Source organism: Gracilimonas sp. BCB1, assembly GCF_040117685.2.
GTDB lineage: Bacteria > Bacteroidota > Rhodothermia > Balneolales > Balneolaceae > Gracilimonas.
In genome coordinates this window covers 1-18,342 of the sequence record NZ_JBEDYP020000009.1, presented here as the reverse complement: position 1 = coordinate 18,342, position 18,342 = coordinate 1, and the positions used below count along the sequence as shown (strand labels likewise).

Genomic DNA, 18,342 nt, shown 5'->3' with positions numbered 1-18,342 from the left:
CCTTTTACAGTGAACTATTTGCTAAGCAATTCAGAAAAAGGTTTGTCGGAAGTGCCCAAAAATAACTTTCAAATCACATGAGCCAAATAATGAAGATAGAAGCCTTAGTGCGGGAGAACATCCGAAACCTGAAGCCTTACCGAAGTGCACGGGACGATTTTGACCGGGGGATTTTGCTGGATGCCAACGAAAACAGCATGGGAGCTCCCTATCAGGACGACCTTGAGCTGAATCGGTATCCTATGCCGTACCAGGAGGAATTGCGTGAAAAAATAGCCATCTTCAGGGAGGTGGAGAAACAAAATGTGTTTGTAGGAGTTGGCAGTGACGAGGCGATTGATTTACTGTTCCGGATATTTTGTAATCCTGGCAAAGACCGTGTAATTGTAAACCCTCCTACTTATGGGATGTATAAAGTATCAGCGAACATCAACGACATTCAGGTAGACGAGGTACTGTTGACCGAAGGATTTCAGCTGCAGCCACAGAAAATTTTGGAAGCGGTTCAACCCGAAACTAAAATCATCTTTATTTGCTCTCCCAACAACCCAACGGCAAATAGCATGAATATAGAGGATGTGGTGAAAGTGCTGGAAGGATTTGACGGGATTGTAGTAGTGGATGAAGCCTATATCGACTTCAGCGGGCAGGAGAGTCTGGCAAAGAGTATTGAAAACTTCCCAAATCTTGTAGTGCTGCAAACCATGTCGAAGTCATTCGGGCTGGCTGGAATTCGCCTCGGTATTGCTCTGGCCAATCCGGAGGTTATTTCCTACATGATGAAGGTTAAGGCTCCCTATAATGTGAACAAACTAACCTCCAAAGTAGCTATACAGTCATTCTCGATGCTCGAGAATATCACCTCAAATATTAAGTCCATTTTAGAAGAAAGGCAGCGGGTGATCTCCAAACTGGTTACCTACGAGTCGGTGGATTATGTTTATCCAACCGATGCCAATTTCATACTTTTTAAAATTAAAAATGCTATGGATGTTTATAAAAAGCTGGCAGAAGAAGGAGTCATTGTCCGTTACCGGGGGAATGAACCACATTGTGAAGACTGTTTGAGACTTACGATTGGAACTCAATCAGAAAACGACCGGTTTTTCGAGGCTTTGGAGAACATCCGGTAACATAAAATTGACGCTTTTGCGTACTGTTGTAGATTCAGATTAAAAATTGAACATATGTTAGTAGCTATTACCAAAGACGTACTTACCGATCCTGAGAAGAAGTTCAGATTCAGGAAGAATTCTATCATCTCGTTGAAAAGAATCTTCGAGGCCGGCCATAATCTATTGATAGAGCAAGGGGATATTTCCGAAGATCAGGATTTGATATTAGCCCAGGAGCAAATTCCTTATGAGACAAAAGGTGAAGCTGATTTGATAATCACCGGTTCCGGACAGCAGCTCCAACTACTTAAAAAGGAGAAAGAGCTTTTGTCGGCTGAAGGCTGGGTGTCTGTTGTGGAATTCATTACACAGAAAGCCCGAAAAGCATCTATTGAGCGAAAGACCAATGAAACGGATATCAGTATAAACATAAATCTGGATGGAACCGGAAAGGCTGATATTTCAACGGGTCTGAACTTTTTCGACCATATGTTGGATCAGATCGCCCGCCACGGATTGATAGACCTTAAGCTGACGTGTAAAGGGGACCTGGAAGTGGATGAGCACCACACCATCGAAGATGTAGCCATAGCATTGGGGGAAGTAATCACCAAAGCCCTTGGAAACAAGAAAGGGATTGAACGGTATGGGTTCGTTTTACCGATGGATGAAGCACAGGCTACAGTAGCATTAGATCTGTCCGGGCGCCCGTTTTTGGTGTTTGAGGGAGAATTTAAGAGAGAGTATGTAGGCGATATGCCAACCGAAATGATCAAACATTTTTTTTACAGCCTGGCAATGAACCTAAAGGCAACGATTCATGTTAGCTTTTCAGGTGATAATGATCACCACAAGATAGAAGCTTGCTTTAAGGGTTTAGCCCGGGCTTTAAAGATGGCTATAGAACAAAACGGGCGCATCAAGAATCTTATCCCAAGTTCAAAAGGGACGTTGTAGATATTTTATGATAGGAATCATCAAGTATAAAGCAGGAAACACTGCTTCTGTAGCAAATGCAGTAGACAGACTGGGAGCTAAATTTTTCTTTGCAGAAACACCGGAAGAATTAGAAAAAGCCGATGCAGTTATATTTCCGGGGGTTGGACATGCAGCTACTGCCATGAAATCGCTCAAAGAAAAGGGTGTGGATGAATGGCTGAAGCTTACCGATAAACCGGTTCTCGGTATTTGTGTAGGAATGCAGCTCTTATTCGAGTCCTCGACTGAAGGCGATACCATTGGACTCGGAGTCATCCCCGGCTCACTTAAAAAATTCGATGAATCGAAGGCGAAAGTACCGCATATGGGTTGGAACAAGCTTCACGATTCCAAAAAACATCCGATCCTCAAGAACCTGATCGACAAACATTACCTTTACTTTGTGCACAGCTATTACGCACCGGTAGGGGAACATACCCTGGCAACTTGCAATTACATTAGCGACTTCTCAGCTATTGTTGCCAAAGACAACTTTATTGGCGTTCAGTTTCACCCCGAAAAGTCAGGTAATATAGGCTCCATGATTTTACAGAACTTCCTGGATATGGTGTACTCTACAGAATAAGCGAATATCTGATCAATCATAGTGATCGCTTATTTCAAGTTCTTCGCTTTCTTTTCTTAAGAACAACAGCCGGTGCATTTTAACGCTCCTTGTTTACAGAAGAACTCAACAACATAGCTCTGATTGGTAAAGAGCGGGCATTATTAAGAATTTAGCCTTAGCTAATAAATTTGTTTATCTACTTAAAAAATTGTTGCAGAAAAGGTGTTTATATCCTTAATTTTAGCTTAAGCTAAATAATTAAGTAGTCATAAATAATAAATGCGAAAAGTAACGCTTATAACAGCCGTTTTTTTCTGTTGTAGTTCACTCGTTTTTGCCCAAACGGATGTTGGATCAATCACCGGAAAAGTAACCTCGAAAGGAGAGCCTGTAGTTGGGGCAAATGTCGGGATTCCGGAAATTCAGAAAGGGAGTCCTACGGATGTAAATGGATCGTTTGAAATAAAAAAAATACCTGCAGGAGAGTATAAGCTTCTAATATCAGCGGTTGGTTTCGATAAAGTAACAAAAAAGATAATCGTGGAGTCCGGCAAGTCTATAACTGTAGTCATCAGGATGAATGAATCGCTGTTGGAGCTCGATCAAATGGTGGTAACCGGTACTATGCGGCAAACCTACGTAAAAGAATCGCCGGTAAAGGTAAATGTGGTTAAAGCCGAACAGCTTCAGCAGGGCAAAACCAGTTCCAATATTATGGACCTGATCAGCAGTGTAAACGGACTTTCAACCCAATTAAACTGTGGCGTTTGCGGAACCAATGCCATCCGGATTAACGGGGTGGAAGGGCCAAATACAGCGGTTCTGATTGATGGAATGCCACTCATGGGAGCACTGGCTTCGGTGTATGGCTTGAATGGAATCAGTCCATCTATTATCGATCAGGTGGAAGTAATCAAAGGGCCGCAATCTACTTTGTATGGAACACAGGCTTTGGGTGGAGTAGTAAATATCATCACCAAAAACCCTGCCATCACTCCAACCTTTACGGCCGATGCCTATGCCAAAAGCACCGAAGAGGGAAATGTCAATATAGCCTACTCACCAAGATTTGGACAATTTGAAGGCTTTATAAGTGGCAATATCCTCAGGCAGGAAAACTTCTTTGATGAGAACGGCGATAACTTCAACGACCTCGTCAAACAATCGCGGGTTTCTCTTTTTGGAAAAGGAACACTGCTGGGGAAGAATATGGAGCAGCGTTTAAATATTGCCATGAAGTACTACAGTGAAAACCGAACCGGTGGATTAGAGGCGTTCAGTGATGACCTTCGCGGTTCCGATCAAATTTACGGGGAATCCATTTATACAAATCGCTTTGAGTTTATGACCGAATACCGGCCCGCCGGTTTGAATGAACAGCTTCGGTTAAGCGGCGCCGTCACCTATCACGATCAGGACAGTTATTACGGAACCGATTGGTATGATGCACAGCAGGGTATTGTATTTGGTCAGGCTACCTGGGACCAGGCCATTGGTTCAAATTTTCAGCTTCTGACAGGAACCACCATCCGTTACGAAAACTACAACGACAACACACCTGCTACATCCGACGCCCCGGACAAGAGGTGGATTCCGGGACTGTTCTCTCAGGGTGAGCTAAAAGCCGGCGATTTTACTTTCCTGGCCGGACTTCGTATCGATCACCATTCCGAACATGGTTTTGTAACAGCTCCCCGATTGTCATCAAAATTCAGCCCGCATAATATGACCACCATAAGGCTCAGTGCCGGCACAGGGTTTCGGGTGGTGAATGTATTTACGGAAGATCATGCTGCACTTACCGGTTCCCGTAAAGTAGTGTTTACGGAGAATCTGGAGCCGGAGGAATCTAAAAGTGTCACGGCCAGCCTGGAACAAATCATCCCCTTTGGTACAAATCCAATGACGTTAAGCCTGGATGGATTTTATACTCACTTTTCAAATAAGATCATCCCGGGCTATGATCAGGACCCTGATTTGATTGTATATGAAAACCTGGATGGACACTCAGTAACTCAGGGTTTCTCGGTAGGACTGGAACAGAACTTTACGGCTTTACCAGTTACCTACAATGCCAGTATTACCATCATGGATGTATATACGGAGGAAAACGGACAAAGAAGAGCTCTTACGTATGCCCCGGAATACACAGGAGTGTTTGGCGCAACCTACACCTTCCGTTCGCTGGATCTTTCATTGGGGTATAGCGGGAATCTTACTGGCCCGAAACGCATGCCGGATAACTACGCAGATAATTTTGGGAGATCATCCCGGTCACCGGCCTATTCTACGCATGATATAAAAATCACCAAGGAGTTCTCCAATGTGAACAGCGGGCAAGGTATAGGTTTCGAAGCGTATCTCTCGGCAGAGAATATTTTTAACTACAGGCAGGGCAGTCCTCTGGTTGGAGCCGGTAATCCTTTCGGGCCGGAGTTTGATACCATCTACACCTGGGGACCGATTATTGGACGTACATTTTCTATTGGTGCCCGTTTAAACCTGAGGTAAAACATGAAACTGAATACATTCTTATATCTTAGTTTGATGCTGGCTTTGCCTTTCCTAGGTATAGTAACATCAGTAAACGCCCAGGGCACAGAGTTGAAGTGGTATGGTTTTGAACAAGCAATGGAGCTGGCTGAAGAACAGGATAAACCCATCATGGTAGATGTGTGGGCACCGTGGTGCGGCTGGTGCAAAAAAATGAAGAAAGAAGTGTACCCGGAACTTGCGGAAACTCTGGGTAAGGACTTCGTGCTTACCCGCCTGAACCGCGATGACAATCAGGACAAAACAAACTACAAACAGTTCAGGTTAACTCCATTACGGCTGGCTCAGAAGTTTGGTGTGCAATCCGTTCCTGCAACCGTTTTCTTATCACCGAAGGGAGAATACCTGTTTCATATTTCGGGGTTTATGGAAGCAGATGAACTGAAAGAGGTGTTGGGGTATGTGGTTTGGGGTCAAACGGAAAATCTGGTAAGATAGGACTCTGCCCTAGTTCCGCACGCTCTGCGTCGGAACGATATTTTAGACGCTCCGACGCCGAGCGTCAGAGCGAGATCAACCTGGTTTTTCTTCACGGGCGAGCATATCCATGAATTTTTTAAATCGCCTCTGCCTGGTTTCGGGCTTCTTCGCTGATGCCAATCCGTAGGCGATGTGATAACGACCCGACTTATTAAGCGTTTCAAAGAACTGTTTTGCCTTTGGCTTTTTTTGGAGTGCTTCCAGAAAATCCGCCGGCACTTTGAATTCACTTACTACATATGCCTTCTCCCATCGGCCATCTGATTGGGCTGCACGAACCTGACTGAGGCCGGGTTCCATCATCCGCCCCTCTTTGATTAAGCGCTCGGCATGCTCTCTGTTTCTTTTTGACCAATTGCTTCGGGCTCTCCTTGGGGTGATCCGCTGGAGATAAGCCTGCTCATTTAATGACTTCCTGATGCCGTCGATCCAGCCCCAGCACAGCACCTCAATCACTACATCATCCCAGGTCACACTTGGAATCCCGGTCTTCTTCTTGAATATTTTCACCCACAGTTCATCCTCAGCAGCGTGATTCTGTTTCAACCATCGCCCGAGATCTTCAGGCGATGCAAAGGGCAGGATTTTTGTTGGATCGGGTTCAGGCATGAAACTGGATTATATTCGATATAACGGCCTGATGTTTAAACAGCGCAGGATCCTGGCTTTTGATGAAATAACTGAATAGTTATATACCAAACAAGCTTGTGTATAGCTTCCGGGAGGGCGTTCCACAGGCGACCTGCGGAACGAAGTTAAAAAATTTAAATCTTAATCACTTTCTTCCCGGGAAGGCGGTCTTCTGTTATCATTCGAAATAGTATCAATCAGTTTGTTAAAGGGATCGATACCGGCTGAAGTGGGTTCTTCATCCACGGTGATGGTCAGATCATTCAGGATTTCAGTGAACCTATGCTTTTTGAAATACAGCACGGTTTCCTGCCCCAGGGAATCGGTTCCGAATACACCAACATCCACCCAGTCTTGCAGGGGCAATGACTTAACCGGTAGCCGTCGATCTTCAATCTCAATGGCCAGGCTGTCGCCCGCTTCATCGGTATAAATTCGCTTGCCGGTTTCCCCCGTTCTGTATTTGCTAACCTGCAGCGTCAGGTTCACTTCATAGGTGCTGCTGTCCAGCTCGGTGTAGGCAGCATCTTCCACCCGGTTATCATACAGGGTAATGGTCTCAAACATATCCTTGATCAGGTACTGAAGAGAATCCGGCGTTGCGGCCTTCAGGTATTCAAGCAATTCCAGGGAAGTGGTATAAGGAGGTTCCTGAAAGGCGACTTCATCAATATAGTCGCTGAGAGCCGCATTCAATTTGTCCTCGCCGATGTAATCACTCAGGGCATAAAACACCAGCGATCCCTTGTTGTAATGGATGTACTGCTGGTTTTCGTTATAGACAAGAGGCAGTTCTTTCTTGGATTCCATCGTACGGCCGATAAGGTATCGGTCCAGGGCATCCTTCAGGAACACCCGCATCTGATTCTCCCCATGTTCCTTTTCCAGCACTTTCAGCGAGCTGTATTCGGACAAGCTTTCGGAAAGCATGGTTGCGCCCTGTACATTCGCACCAATCACCTGGTGTGCCCACCACTGATGTGCCACCTCATGGGCGGTGATACTGAACGGATAATTCAGGCCATCTTCGTTGGTGGTATCCACTTCAGCTATAAAACCAATAGCTTCAGAGTAAGGTATGGTGTTGGCGAAGGACTGTGCAAAACTTCCTCCTGTTCGCGGAAACTCGATAATGCGAACCTGCTGGTGCTGATACGGGCTGTATTCTGATGTGTAATAGTCCAGCGACTTTTTCATCCCGTTCATCATGTGATCCAGGTTGTAATCGTGCCCTTTGTGGTAGTAGATCTCAAGGGCCACATCATTCCAGGTGTCTTTAACCACCTCAAATTCAGCGGAAATGAAGGAGTAAAAATTCACCATGGTGCTATCCATTTTGTAGTGGAAATAGCGGCGGCCGTTTTCTTCCCATTCATCCTGCAGGTACCCCGGGGCAATGGCAATTTGCTCAGGCGAAGTACTGATGGTCGTTTCAAATTCAATCCAGTCGGCATCGCCGGAGATGTAGTTATTCATTCGTGCGGCACTGTCGGTGGGTGGAGCCATACGTTCTTTAGGAGGCAGCCCATATCGCTCTCGGGCATCTGACCCTGACAGCTCCATCGACTCCTGATATCCCAATCTCGGAAAGAGGGTGTTGTTGATAAAGGTACCGTTATGACGAACCGGTGAATTGTTTCTGAGGATTTCATTCGGTTTGTTTGAAATCGCGAACGAAAAGAGCAAGGTATCGCCCGGGAGCATAGGTTTATCCAAACGGTAGATATCATAGTTCATGGAGTCATCTTCCATCACCAATGTATAAGGCTGATTGAAGCTAAACGAGCTGATAAAATTGTTGTGATCGATGTGGATGGAATCAATCGGGACGTTCGTTTTATTCTTCAGAATGTAGGTTCCGGCAGCTTTGAAGTCCCGCGTTTCGGGCACTAAATCCAGATTGATGGTTGATGAAATGATACGAGGCTGAGGGATGCCTTTGAACTTCCCGTAATTCTTTTCCCACTGAGCAGCCCTTTGTTCTCTTTCTTTGGAGGAAAGCCGTTCGTATTTGATGTTATCCACGTAGTAAATCCAGCTACCGATAGAGAGAAATCCAACCAGCGAAAGGGTAAATGTGGCTTTCAGAGCCGGAGTGAATTCCCGCTTCGCATTTTGCAATCGCTCTTTGATACTGCCGGGTAAGCCTCTTCGGAAAAGAATAATGGAGAGTACATAAAAGGCGATTCCCAACAACAGCCAGTATGCTTTGTACACATAATATTCAGCAAGTGATGAACCGTATCCGTTCATGTCGGAATATTGGGTACCTGGTCCCTGATTGTATTTAAAGATATCCTGTTCGATGCCTATGCTGCCGAGGAATGAAATCCCGATGGAGATCAAGAGCAAGAGAATAAAGCCAATGTAGTAGTTCTTGAAAAAGGTGTGGAAGAGGATGGCGAGTAATCCCCAAATTACTACATGAACCAGTGATATAGCATATAGATCAAACAGGTACAGCCCGATTTCGAAGTTGTAGTACCAATTGAAAAGCTGTACGCCTATTCCGGCAATCATAATGATGGACAGCAGAATAACCTGCATTTTTACCAAGGCAATAAACTTGGAAAGCAGGATGGTCCAGTTGGGCGTTGGGGTCACATGCACCAGCTGGTCGATATTGGAGGTGCGGCTGCGGTGAATCAGCATTCCGGCATAAAGGAAAGTCAGGATATTGATAAACAGGTTGAAGAAAGTGCCCGGCAACTGCAGCATCTGCCAGGTAACAGGGAGGGTATCAGTTCCGAAAATTTCAGCACCAAGCAGAATTACGCTTAATGAAATCAGCAATCCCACCAGCGAAATTATAATAAATGCCCAGCCTTTAATAATGTATTTCAGGTCAATATCAGAAAGAGTCCAGGCCAGCTTCAGGTTTTGGGTCCAGGAAAAATCAAAATCCACTTTGGGAAGTGAGACCGTAAGAATACTGCCAAAGTTTTTCTTGGTAACCCGTTCGCTTTTCTTACTTCGGAATAAGCTAAACGAAAATGCCTCCTGACTGAAACTAAAGGCGCGGTAAACAAGAGCGAAGATAGCTATACCCAAACCCGACCAAAGGAGGCGGTTATATAAAATAACTTCACCCCAAGGGAGTGGGTTCTGGTTGCGTTCGTAGATGGTCCAGTACTCCGTGTAATAGGCGTTGGCTTGAAAGCCGTATGGATCCAGCAGGGCGGCCAGCATCTTGTTGTCAAGATCCTGGGTTAGGTTGCCTGCGAAAATCTGGATCAGGAAAAGGGCTAAAATGGTAATAAAGCCTACATTGATATTTCGCGTAAATGTGACGACAGCAAAAACAATAGCCCCGAAGAAAATCATATTGGGGATGATATAGTAAAGAAAAGGCTGGGTGTAATTAATCAGCTTAAAAGGCCCTAAAAGATCGGGATTAGTGCCGGGGAAAATACTTCCCAAAAATACCCCAAAAGCAGCGGCTACTACAACCAGTGTTGCTATACAAATTCCAGCCAGAAACTTAGCCAACAAGTATTCCCACTTGGTAAAAGGGTAGGAGTACAGTACGGAGTGCATCTCGTGCTTGTAGTCTTTATAGATCGTTCCTCCAATAATGGCCGGAAGCAGAAAATAGACGATAACGGCCATCTCATTCAGCAACCCATTAATGGACGAAGCCGAGTTTACAATGGTGATTGAGTTGATGCTGACGGTGATGCTTTCAAATAAACCTGCGGCCGTTGCCATGGTAAACAATGACAACAAAAACAGGATGCCCGAGTACACATAAAAAGAAGGCTTGCGCAACCAGTACCGCAGTTCGAATGTGAAGATGTTATAGAACATAATAAAAGATATTTGGGCTTAAGCGGCTACGACTTCTTTTTCTTCCCGGAGGGTGACGAAGTACACGTCTTCCAGTTCAGGACTTTTAGCTTCGAAACTTTCATCAGGTTTTTCGTTGCTGTGAACACGGATGTTCAGCGTATTATCCTGATTGAAGCTGGATGAAATCACGTTAAACTTAGCCTCATGCTCGTCAAGGGTATCACGTTCGATGTTCTTGGTCCACATTTGTCCTTCAAGAGCTGTAACCGCTTCTTCTGGAGTGTGGTGACTCAATATCTTCCCGCCATTCATAATCGCCATGTCAGTACAAAGTTCTTTCACATCATCCACAATATGTGTGGAGAAAATCACAATATGGTTGGTTCCGATTTCGCGGAGAACGTTCAGGAACCGGTGCCTTTCGGAAGGATCGAGTCCGGCCGTAGGCTCATCCACAATAATCAGTTTTGGATCGTTGAGCAGCAGCTGGGCTATACCAAAACGCTGCTTCATACCACCGGAGTAGCCGGCTACACTTTTGCGCCTGACTTCCATCAGGTTGGTTACTTCAAGGGCGGTATTCACCATTTGGTTTCGCTGATTTTTATCTGCGATGCCTTTTAGGCGAGCAAAATAATGAAGCAGGTCTTCGGCTGACATTTTCGGATACACTCCAAAAGATTGCGGCAAATAGCCCAGTACTTTCCGCAGGCTGTTTTTGTCGTTCAGTATGTTGATATCATCCAGGTAGGCAGTCCCGGCGTCGGGCGCCTGAAGGGTGGCGATGGTTCGCATGAGGGTGGATTTACCGGCGCCATTTGGCCCGAGCAGTCCAAACATCCCCGACTCAATTTCTATAGACACATTATCCAGTGCCTTAACCCCGTTTTTATATGTTTTTGAAATATTGGAAAGTGATAGCTTCATTTTTTGGCTGATTGAATAAGAGTAACAGGGAAGAGTATAAGTAAATCGGGGCGTATTCACCGAATAAAATTCACCTTAAAAATCAGGAAGCTTTTTCTTGAGGTGCGATCAATACAATATATTTATCAAACCGAAATTCGATCAGGTTTTTACTTATCCCGATCTGTATTACTTTCTGGTAGAGTTCCCGGGCGTCTTCAAGGGTACGGTCGCTCTGCTCAATCTTGTCGAGTTTACCATCGGCATCCATATCAAAGAATAGTTCGTTTTCACCGGTGATGATATTGGCGATTTCGAATCGGTTATACAGCAAGTCACTATAAAACCCGATGGTTTCAAGGGTATATTTAAGGTTGGTTTCTGTGTGGGTGAAGATCCTTTTGTCTTTACGGGCTTTAAACTTTTGCTGCGCTATAGCCTGCTGAATTCCATAGGTATAGATTTTATTAGCTTCGTTCAGTGATATCTCGCCATATTGAACAAGGTCCAGAATCCCATCCTGGTTGGTATCCATAGAGCGTAATACAGATTCATTACCCTCATATTGAATCAGATAATTATATCCTTCACCATCGGGAGCTGATATACTTATGATGTGGTAGGTTTGACGGTCGAACTCAAAAGAGAAATCGGTACGTATTGGTAAATCTTTGGAGGAGGAGCATCCCAACATAGACAGTCCGGATAAAAGTAGAAGTAAGAATTTTGCTTTGTGCATCATACTGCCCCGGGCTGTTAGGGAATACTAAATAGTAACTAATCGGGGCGGTGATTCAAAGTAAAAAAGCTCGATTCAGTATTAGAATCGGGCTTTGTAATACCTGTAAACTGTGATTTTCTAATCTACCCAGTCAGCAACAAATACGTTCGTTGAGCGGTCTCCACCATTATTTCGGTTAGAGGAAAACACGATTTTTTCACCATCCGGAGAGAACATCGGGAAGGAGTCAAAAGCCTCGTCAAATGTAACTTGTTCAAGCCCGGTTCCATCCACATTGATCATGAAAATGTTGAAAGGGAACCCGCGCTGGGATTGGTGATTGGAAGAGAATACAATCTTCTCACCGGAAGGATGGAAATAAGGAGCCCAGTTGGCATTCCCCAGGTCGGTTATCTGGCGGAGTCCGGTTCCATCCACATTCACAATAAAAAGTTCCATGTTGGTAGGTTCAACCAAGCCTTCTTCCAGCAGTGATTTGTATTTGGCGATTTCTTCATCTGTTTCAGGTCGGGAAGCACGGAAAATAAGCTGGCTGCCATCGGGGGAGAAGAAAGCCCCGCCGTCGTAACCGAGTTCATCGGTAATCTGTATTACATTTGATCCATCGGTATCCATGATGAACAGTTCCAGGTCCCCGGTTCGGGTAGAAGTGAACACAATTTTGTCTCCTTTTGGGGAAACGGTAGGTTCGGCATCATAGCCGGGTTCGTCGGTTAGCCTGGTAATGATATTTCCGTCCAGGTCAGCTTTGTAAATGTCGTAACTGTCGTAAATCGGCCAAACATATGCTCCGCCTGCTCCTCGTTCAGGTGTGGCAGGACATTGCATGTTTTCGGCATGGGTAGATGAATATACAAAGGTGGAATCGCCGGGTAGAAAATAGGCGCAAGTAGTACGTCCGTTTCCTGTACTGACCATAGGTGGCTCAAACCCGGGTTCTTTCCCGGAAATGTCCATGTAAAAGATCTGATCACATTCTACGCCCCATTCCGGGTTGTTGGACTGGAAGATCAGTTTTTCGCTGTCATAGCTCCAGTAGGCCTCGGCATTGTCGCCGCCAAATGTAAGCTGCTGAACATTGCGTAGATGAACTTCCTGGGCATATTTCAGGGTGTCAGCTTCCGGGTTATATGGTTTCTTTTCCGGGGTGGATGTACAGGAAATTGCAGCAAGAGCTACAATAAGAACAGAAATGAATTTCATGAATAGTTGATTGAGTTTTCTAAAAGCATGAAGAAGATAAGGAAAAAGGGAACCCGCCTCACAGAAATAATTCTGTAAGGTTTTGGGGTGAAGGGGCTCTTACTGTAAATAAAAATCATCTGTAATTATGCAATATTGGCAAAAATCACTTCGATTGGATGGCTGGGATTATAGAACTCCATGGTTTTATTTTATTACGGTATGTACAAAAAACCGAAAGTACTATTTAGGAGAAATTAAAAATGGAAGAATGGGGCTGTCGGAACAGGGATGTGCGGCCTGGTTTTTTTGGAATCAGATTCCTAATCACTTTGATAAAGTTAAGTTAGATTCATTTATAGTGATGCCCAATCATGTCCATGGTATTATCCAGATATTACCAGATGAAAATGGTCTAAATCCTGTGGCATCTTGCAATTGCAAGATGCCACAGGAAAAGATCAGGGAATTTGGTAAGCCAAAGGCCGGATCTCTATCTATGATCCTGAATAATTACAAAGGTGCAGTTACAAGATGGTGCAACCTAAAAGGCTACGAATTTAAATGGCAACCCCGGTTCCATGACCATATCATTCGGAATGAAAAATCCCTGAACAGAATCAGGGAATACATTGAATACAATCCCTTAAATTGGGAAAAAGACTCCAAAAATGTGATGTAATTTACTTGCCAAACTGAAGCTGGATGGTAGCATAATATGTGCGGGGAGGAGATGGGATGATACCGGGACCCGGATAGCCGGTTGCCCTGCGGGTGAAGTACCAATCGTCTAATACATTATTAATACCCGATTCCAGGGTGAAATTCTTATACGTCCAGGAAAGAGACAGGTCCAGCACATCATAAGCTGGAATAGCCCCCCGGATACCGCTTTGGTTATCATTGAAGTTTTGCTCGGCATTGGAAGCATCGGTGTATTGGTCAGATATGTAGGTGTATTGAACCGAGCCGACCAAATTTTTATAGCCAAAATTAACCCCGGTCTTCATATTAAGCAGCGGTACAAACTCAACCTCATTGCCTTCAACCCCGGGAACCTCAGAATCTATATATCTGGATTTGGTTAAGGCCGTATTGGCAAATACGCTTAACTTTGTATCCCGGTTTTCAGTACCAAAAAGAGGGAGGAGATTTACCTCAACCAGACTTTCTATTCCATACATGAAGGCCTGACCGATATTGCCCCGATAGCGAACCACCCGTCCAGTTTGCTCTTCTTCTCCTTCAGCATTGATTCGGGTTTCTGCTCGTAATACTTCTCCGATCCGGTTGTCGTAAAGCAGACCGAAGCCTCCGATGTCATACGAAACGCTTTCGCCAATTCTGCCCCGGAGTCCAACATCTGAGGTGAACCCGCTTTCATCGGTGATGTCCGGATCAACTTGAAAAGTAGGATTCACAATGCGAATATCATTAAAGGTAACCGAGCGATAGTTCTGGGAAAAGTTACCGTATAGTTCGGTTTGACTGTCAGGCAAGTAGCTTACCCCGGCTCCCAATAGCAGGAAGTGGCGCTCAAAAGTGCGGTCGTCTTCGAAGGTCTGGTTTTGGATGGGGTTTCCGGCGAGGTCGAAATTCACTCGCTTAAAAGTACCGCGGCTCTTTGTCCGGATGTACTCAAAGCGGAACCCCGGAGTAATGGACAGGTTATCCTGCAGGTAAAAGATGTTCTCCCCAAAAAAAGCAAGGTTTCGGTTTGGAAAGGTGAAATCGGACTGGTTCGGATAATTTGGAAATTGTTCGTTTGCCAGGGTAAAATCGGGTTCGCCGCTATTGGTTCCGGGGCCCTGAATCGAAGTATTTTTGGATTGATACCATTTACTGCCGATTAGAAAAACAGCATTTTTGTCGGCAATTTGATAACGATTTAGAAAGCGGACTTCGGTTCCCCAGTTATTGAAGTCTCCAAGAATAAGGTCCCGGGGTTCAGCAGGGTCATCCTCCTGAGAAACTCGATTGGTGCGAAATCCTACAGACTTACGGGAAGCATCCAGTCCATATACAAGAAGGCTGAGTTTGGTTCTATAGGTAAACTCATGTTCCACATTTAACGATGCCAGCTTCCAGTCTACCTCGAACCAGTTACGGGTGCGATTGCTGACGGTCGGATCACGGTAAAACTGAGCATCGGTCAACCCGCCCGGCTGCTGAGCAAGGTAATTCAGGTAGGTGAAGTCGAGAGCAATGTGGGTTTTCTCCGTTAATTGGGCATCAGTGTACAAGTAAAGATTGTCAGATTCGAACTCTGAATTAGGCCGGAATCCGTCGCCGTTTTTGTAGTTATAGTATCCGTAATAGCCAACCTTTCCGGAAGTCCCGCTCACACTATTGAAGGAAGTAAAAAGAGCGTTGGAACCAACCGACTGACGGGAAGTGAGCTCAATTCGCTTGTCATCGGTCGGTTTTTTCATTTTGAAGTTAACCAACCCGCCAAACTGGGTTCCGTATTGAAGAGAAGCGGCTCCCCGTATTACCTGTATTTCTGCTAAACCTTCAGCCGGAGGGGTATAATAACTTTCGGGATAACCAAGTACATCGGCACTGATGTCGTAGCCGTTCTGTCGGATATTGAAATTGGATGAGCGATTGGGGTCGAGTCCGCGACCGCCGATATTCAGCTGAAGCCCGGCATCATTCGACTCAAAAATGTTGAGCCCTGATATCTGACCATAGATTTGCCGGGCATTATTGGCTGAAGTATTTGCCACCATTTGGTCGAGGGCAATTACTTCATTCTTTTTGCCGGCATAAATAGAAGTGCCTTCAACTTCACGCAGCCTTTTTATGGCAAAAACCTTGTCCCGTTGGTCAATGACGGCAATTTCTGACATCTCCTCTGAAAGTTTTTCAAGCTCAATGGTGATGGGGGCATTGTTGGCATCCGGCACAAAAGTGCGGTTTATGATCTTATAACCAAGCTTGAAGAAAAACAGGTTCAGGTTGCCATAGGCAAGGTTGTTGATCTCGAAATAACCATTTTCATCCGTGATGTAGGACTTGCCCGCATCATTATTATAAATATCGACCCCTTCAACAGGCTCTCCGGTTTCCTTCTCTACTACATATCCCGAGAAGTTAATCTGGGCGGTGGCAGGCAGAGCAATCAACATACAGAAGGCAAAAAAACTAAAGGCCTTTAATTTCATCATCAAAAGGGAGTAACCAGGTTCGGTGTTTTAGTGAGGGTTGAATTTCAGTGAGGTCCACATTCGGGTTTACATAGCGCTTACTGCTTCGTCCGTTTAAGGCCACGTAGCTGTCAACATAGATTTCGGGATCATCAATTCCATGCTCTTCCCGGTAATGATCTTCCAGAAAGTGGGCATATTCCAGAATGAAGTCGGGCTGAAAGGACATCTGTTTTTCCTGGAAACGAGTGAGGAACTCAGTATTGTCCACATAAAAGCGTTGGCCGGAATCAGGGTTTACAACTTTGAAGTTTGCATAACCTGCCTTTTCCATCAGCATAACTCTCCACGAAAAACGGTATCCTTCTTCGGTCCAGAATAATTCACCCGGGTACATCATATACCGGAAGGGGATGAGTAGCTGAAGCACAAAGAATACAGAAACAACACTAATAGAAGCTTTACGAACCCATTTTTGGGGAAATGTGTAGGTGCTGCCGTTATCAAAAAAGAATTTAGTGATGTTAAACCATTTTGAGAAATAGTCCAGTATTCGGTTGTGTAATGCGGAATCAAAAAATATGAGGGTGCTTACAATCATGATGTAAGGAAACATCCCAATCGGGAATAACACCCGGGTGAGTACATGGAAAATGACTACCAAGACAAAGGCAAAGATTCGTGTTTTCCGGATCAGCAATAAGAAAGGAATGGTGAGGTCGTAAATGGCACCGGCCCAGGCAAAGGCGTAGTGAGTCCAGGTTTGCTGGAGCAGATCTCCCAGCAGCGGAAGTGCATACTTGGAAGGCAGCCAAATTTGTAAAGGCATCGCTTCAATCAGCCAGTCAGAATTGAGTTTGGCCAATCCCGCATAGAAGTAAACAATAAAGAGCAGCAGCTTGATGGAATCGATGGACCACCCCGGTACTTGTTGTGATCTCAGCCGTTCATTCTTTCGGGCATCCACGGAATAGTAGGCGTGTGCTGGCAGAAAGATCATCAAAAAGCTGAGGATGCTGATAAAGTAATAGTGATTGAGATAAGTGGTTTTATCCATCAGCTCTATGTAGGTGAAGCTGAGAAAAAAGACGACGATCGAAAGCCGGTATTTATACCCCATAGCTACAAAAATGGACGAAAGCCCACAGATAATAAAAATAAGATAGGTCCAGTCTCCAAGAGGCTGAACCCATTCAAATCCGTAGTAAGAGAAGAAAAATTGTGGTTCTATATAGAGCTTTTCAATCCAGCCATTGGCAGCAAACCGAACAATGCTGATCAGCATCAGCAGCCCGAATAACATCCGGAATACAGCCAGCGGAGCAGCATTGGTTGAGGTATTCAGATATGATCGGATTGAAGATTCGCTCACCGCTTAATCACCATCGGCATCAACATAGTCCACGTTTATATTCAGCGCCTGCAACATATCTACTTTCATATAAACCACATTCATCTGGAGTTCATCGTAGGTTGCAAGCATAGCTGTGTTGTTTGTTTGAATCTGTCCTGCGAAACTCTTTTTGAGTGATGAAGCCTGCTGCCGGGCTGCATCAAACTGGTTATTTATGAGGGTGGCGAGATCTGTGCCTTCCTTTTTGGTTTGTAGATAATCAAGGTAGTTGTTCAGGCTTTCCCCACTTTGGTTTGGCTGATTTACATGTACACCATTAAAAAAGTTTTGGGTAGCATCCAGCGATGCATTGAAAAGCTCTTTAGAGAAATCATCACGGTAATAAGCTTCCACATGCGTGCTTAGCGGTGATCCGGAAAATACACCTGCAGGAATACCGATTTTACCGGCTCTAAGGTGTTTTTCGTAGTAATAGATATAGTCATTTACCATCATATCGAGCGAGGAATTGGCACCGTTTCCGGAGTTACTCACAAACTCATCCCGGTAGTTGGAAGTCCAGTCGCTGAGTACCAAATCAGTAAGAGAGTCAATGCGGGAAGTCAGATCAGTCAGGTACTGCTGATAGTTTTCAGCATCAGGATGTGTGGAATAAAAAGTCAGGACCTCGGTGTCATTTTCACCCAATCCATTCAATAAATAATCCAAGGCTGGAAATCCCTGACTGTTATTCAGTGAAGGAAGTTCCAGGTTATAAGACCCGGATTGAATGTTATTTTCAATTTCGGTGGTGTCTGTCGGGTAAATATTCAGGTTGTCCCGAAAGCGAAGTTCCATGGGTTTACCAATCTCAAACATAGAAACGGACTGAAAAGCCAGGTAAGCGGATTCCAGGT

Annotated in this window: 14 protein-coding genes; 6 read left to right on the top strand and 8 right to left on the bottom strand. The window is 44.9% G+C overall.

Annotated elements, in window-relative coordinates:
- Positions 1 to 89: 89 nt before the first annotated feature.
- From hisC to ABFW99_RS04180, 5 genes are all read left to right on the top strand, one after another.
- Positions 90 to 1,133: a histidinol-phosphate transaminase gene (hisC, locus tag ABFW99_RS04200; RefSeq protein WP_349353265.1), complete on the top strand. Its 1,044-nt coding sequence runs from the start codon at positions 90 to 92 to the stop codon at positions 1,131 to 1,133.
- Between the two features lie 54 nt (positions 1,134 to 1,187).
- Positions 1,188 to 2,072, top strand: coding sequence for an imidazoleglycerol-phosphate dehydratase HisB (hisB, locus tag ABFW99_RS04195; RefSeq protein WP_349353266.1), 885 nt, complete (start codon positions 1,188 to 1,190; stop codon positions 2,070 to 2,072).
- A gap of 7 nt (positions 2,073 to 2,079) precedes the next feature.
- Positions 2,080 to 2,679: an imidazole glycerol phosphate synthase subunit HisH gene (gene hisH, locus ABFW99_RS04190; protein WP_349353267.1), complete on the top strand. Its 600-nt coding sequence runs from the start codon at positions 2,080 to 2,082 to the stop codon at positions 2,677 to 2,679.
- Between the two features lie 261 nt (positions 2,680 to 2,940).
- Entirely contained in the window at positions 2,941 to 5,172 is a 2,232-nt protein-coding gene (locus ABFW99_RS04185) for a TonB-dependent receptor (protein ID WP_349353268.1), read from the top strand.
- Between the two features lie 3 nt (positions 5,173 to 5,175).
- Entirely contained in the window at positions 5,176 to 5,652 is a 477-nt protein-coding gene (locus ABFW99_RS04180; RefSeq protein ID WP_349353269.1) for a thioredoxin family protein, read from the top strand.
- 75 nt (positions 5,653 to 5,727) lie between these two features.
- Here ABFW99_RS04180 and ABFW99_RS04175 read toward each other — a convergent pair whose 3' ends face one another.
- The 5 genes from ABFW99_RS04175 to ABFW99_RS04155 all read right to left on the bottom strand — a co-directional run bounded on the left by ABFW99_RS04175 (position 5,728) and on the right by ABFW99_RS04155 (position 12,964).
- Entirely contained in the window at positions 5,728 to 6,303 is a 576-nt protein-coding gene (locus ABFW99_RS04175) for a YdeI/OmpD-associated family protein (RefSeq protein WP_349353270.1), read from the bottom strand.
- A gap of 162 nt (positions 6,304 to 6,465) precedes the next feature.
- Positions 6,466 to 10,131, bottom strand: coding sequence for an ABC transporter permease/M1 family aminopeptidase (locus tag ABFW99_RS04170; RefSeq protein WP_349353271.1), 3,666 nt, complete (start codon positions 10,129 to 10,131; stop codon positions 6,466 to 6,468).
- 18 nt (positions 10,132 to 10,149) lie between these two features.
- Positions 10,150 to 11,040, bottom strand: a complete 891-nt coding sequence (locus ABFW99_RS04165; RefSeq protein WP_349353272.1) for an ABC transporter ATP-binding protein — start codon at positions 11,038 to 11,040, stop codon at positions 10,150 to 10,152.
- A gap of 82 nt (positions 11,041 to 11,122) precedes the next feature.
- Positions 11,123 to 11,761, bottom strand: coding sequence for a hypothetical protein (locus tag ABFW99_RS04160; RefSeq protein ID WP_349353273.1), 639 nt, complete (start codon positions 11,759 to 11,761; stop codon positions 11,123 to 11,125).
- 117 nt (positions 11,762 to 11,878) lie between these two features.
- Entirely contained in the window at positions 11,879 to 12,964 is a 1,086-nt protein-coding gene (locus tag ABFW99_RS04155) for a TolB family protein (protein ID WP_349353274.1), read from the bottom strand.
- Positions 12,965 to 13,091: 127 nt separating this feature from the next.
- Between ABFW99_RS04155 and ABFW99_RS04150 the strand changes: the two genes are divergently transcribed.
- Positions 13,092 to 13,625 (top strand): transposase, encoded by a 534-nt coding sequence (locus ABFW99_RS04150; RefSeq protein WP_349353275.1) that lies wholly within the window; start codon positions 13,092 to 13,094, stop codon positions 13,623 to 13,625.
- 1 nt (position 13,626) lies between these two features.
- Here the strand turns inward: ABFW99_RS04150 and ABFW99_RS04145 are convergent, their stop codons facing one another.
- From ABFW99_RS04145 to ABFW99_RS04135, 3 genes are all read right to left on the bottom strand, one after another.
- Complete coding sequence (locus ABFW99_RS04145; RefSeq protein ID WP_349353276.1) at positions 13,627 to 16,113, bottom strand: TonB-dependent receptor domain-containing protein; 2,487 nt, start codon at positions 16,111 to 16,113, stop codon at positions 13,627 to 13,629.
- Positions 16,091 to 17,464 carry an HTTM domain-containing protein gene (locus tag ABFW99_RS04140; protein ID WP_349353277.1) on the bottom strand — a complete coding sequence of 458 codons (1,374 nt, stop codon included), beginning with the start codon at positions 17,462 to 17,464 and terminating at the stop codon, positions 16,091 to 16,093. The genes ABFW99_RS04145 and ABFW99_RS04140 overlap by 23 nt, the downstream gene beginning before the upstream one ends.
- Positions 17,465 to 17,467: 3 nt before the next feature.
- On the bottom strand, positions 17,468 to 18,342 hold an 875-nt coding region (locus ABFW99_RS04135; protein WP_440707431.1), incomplete at its 5' end, for an imelysin family protein.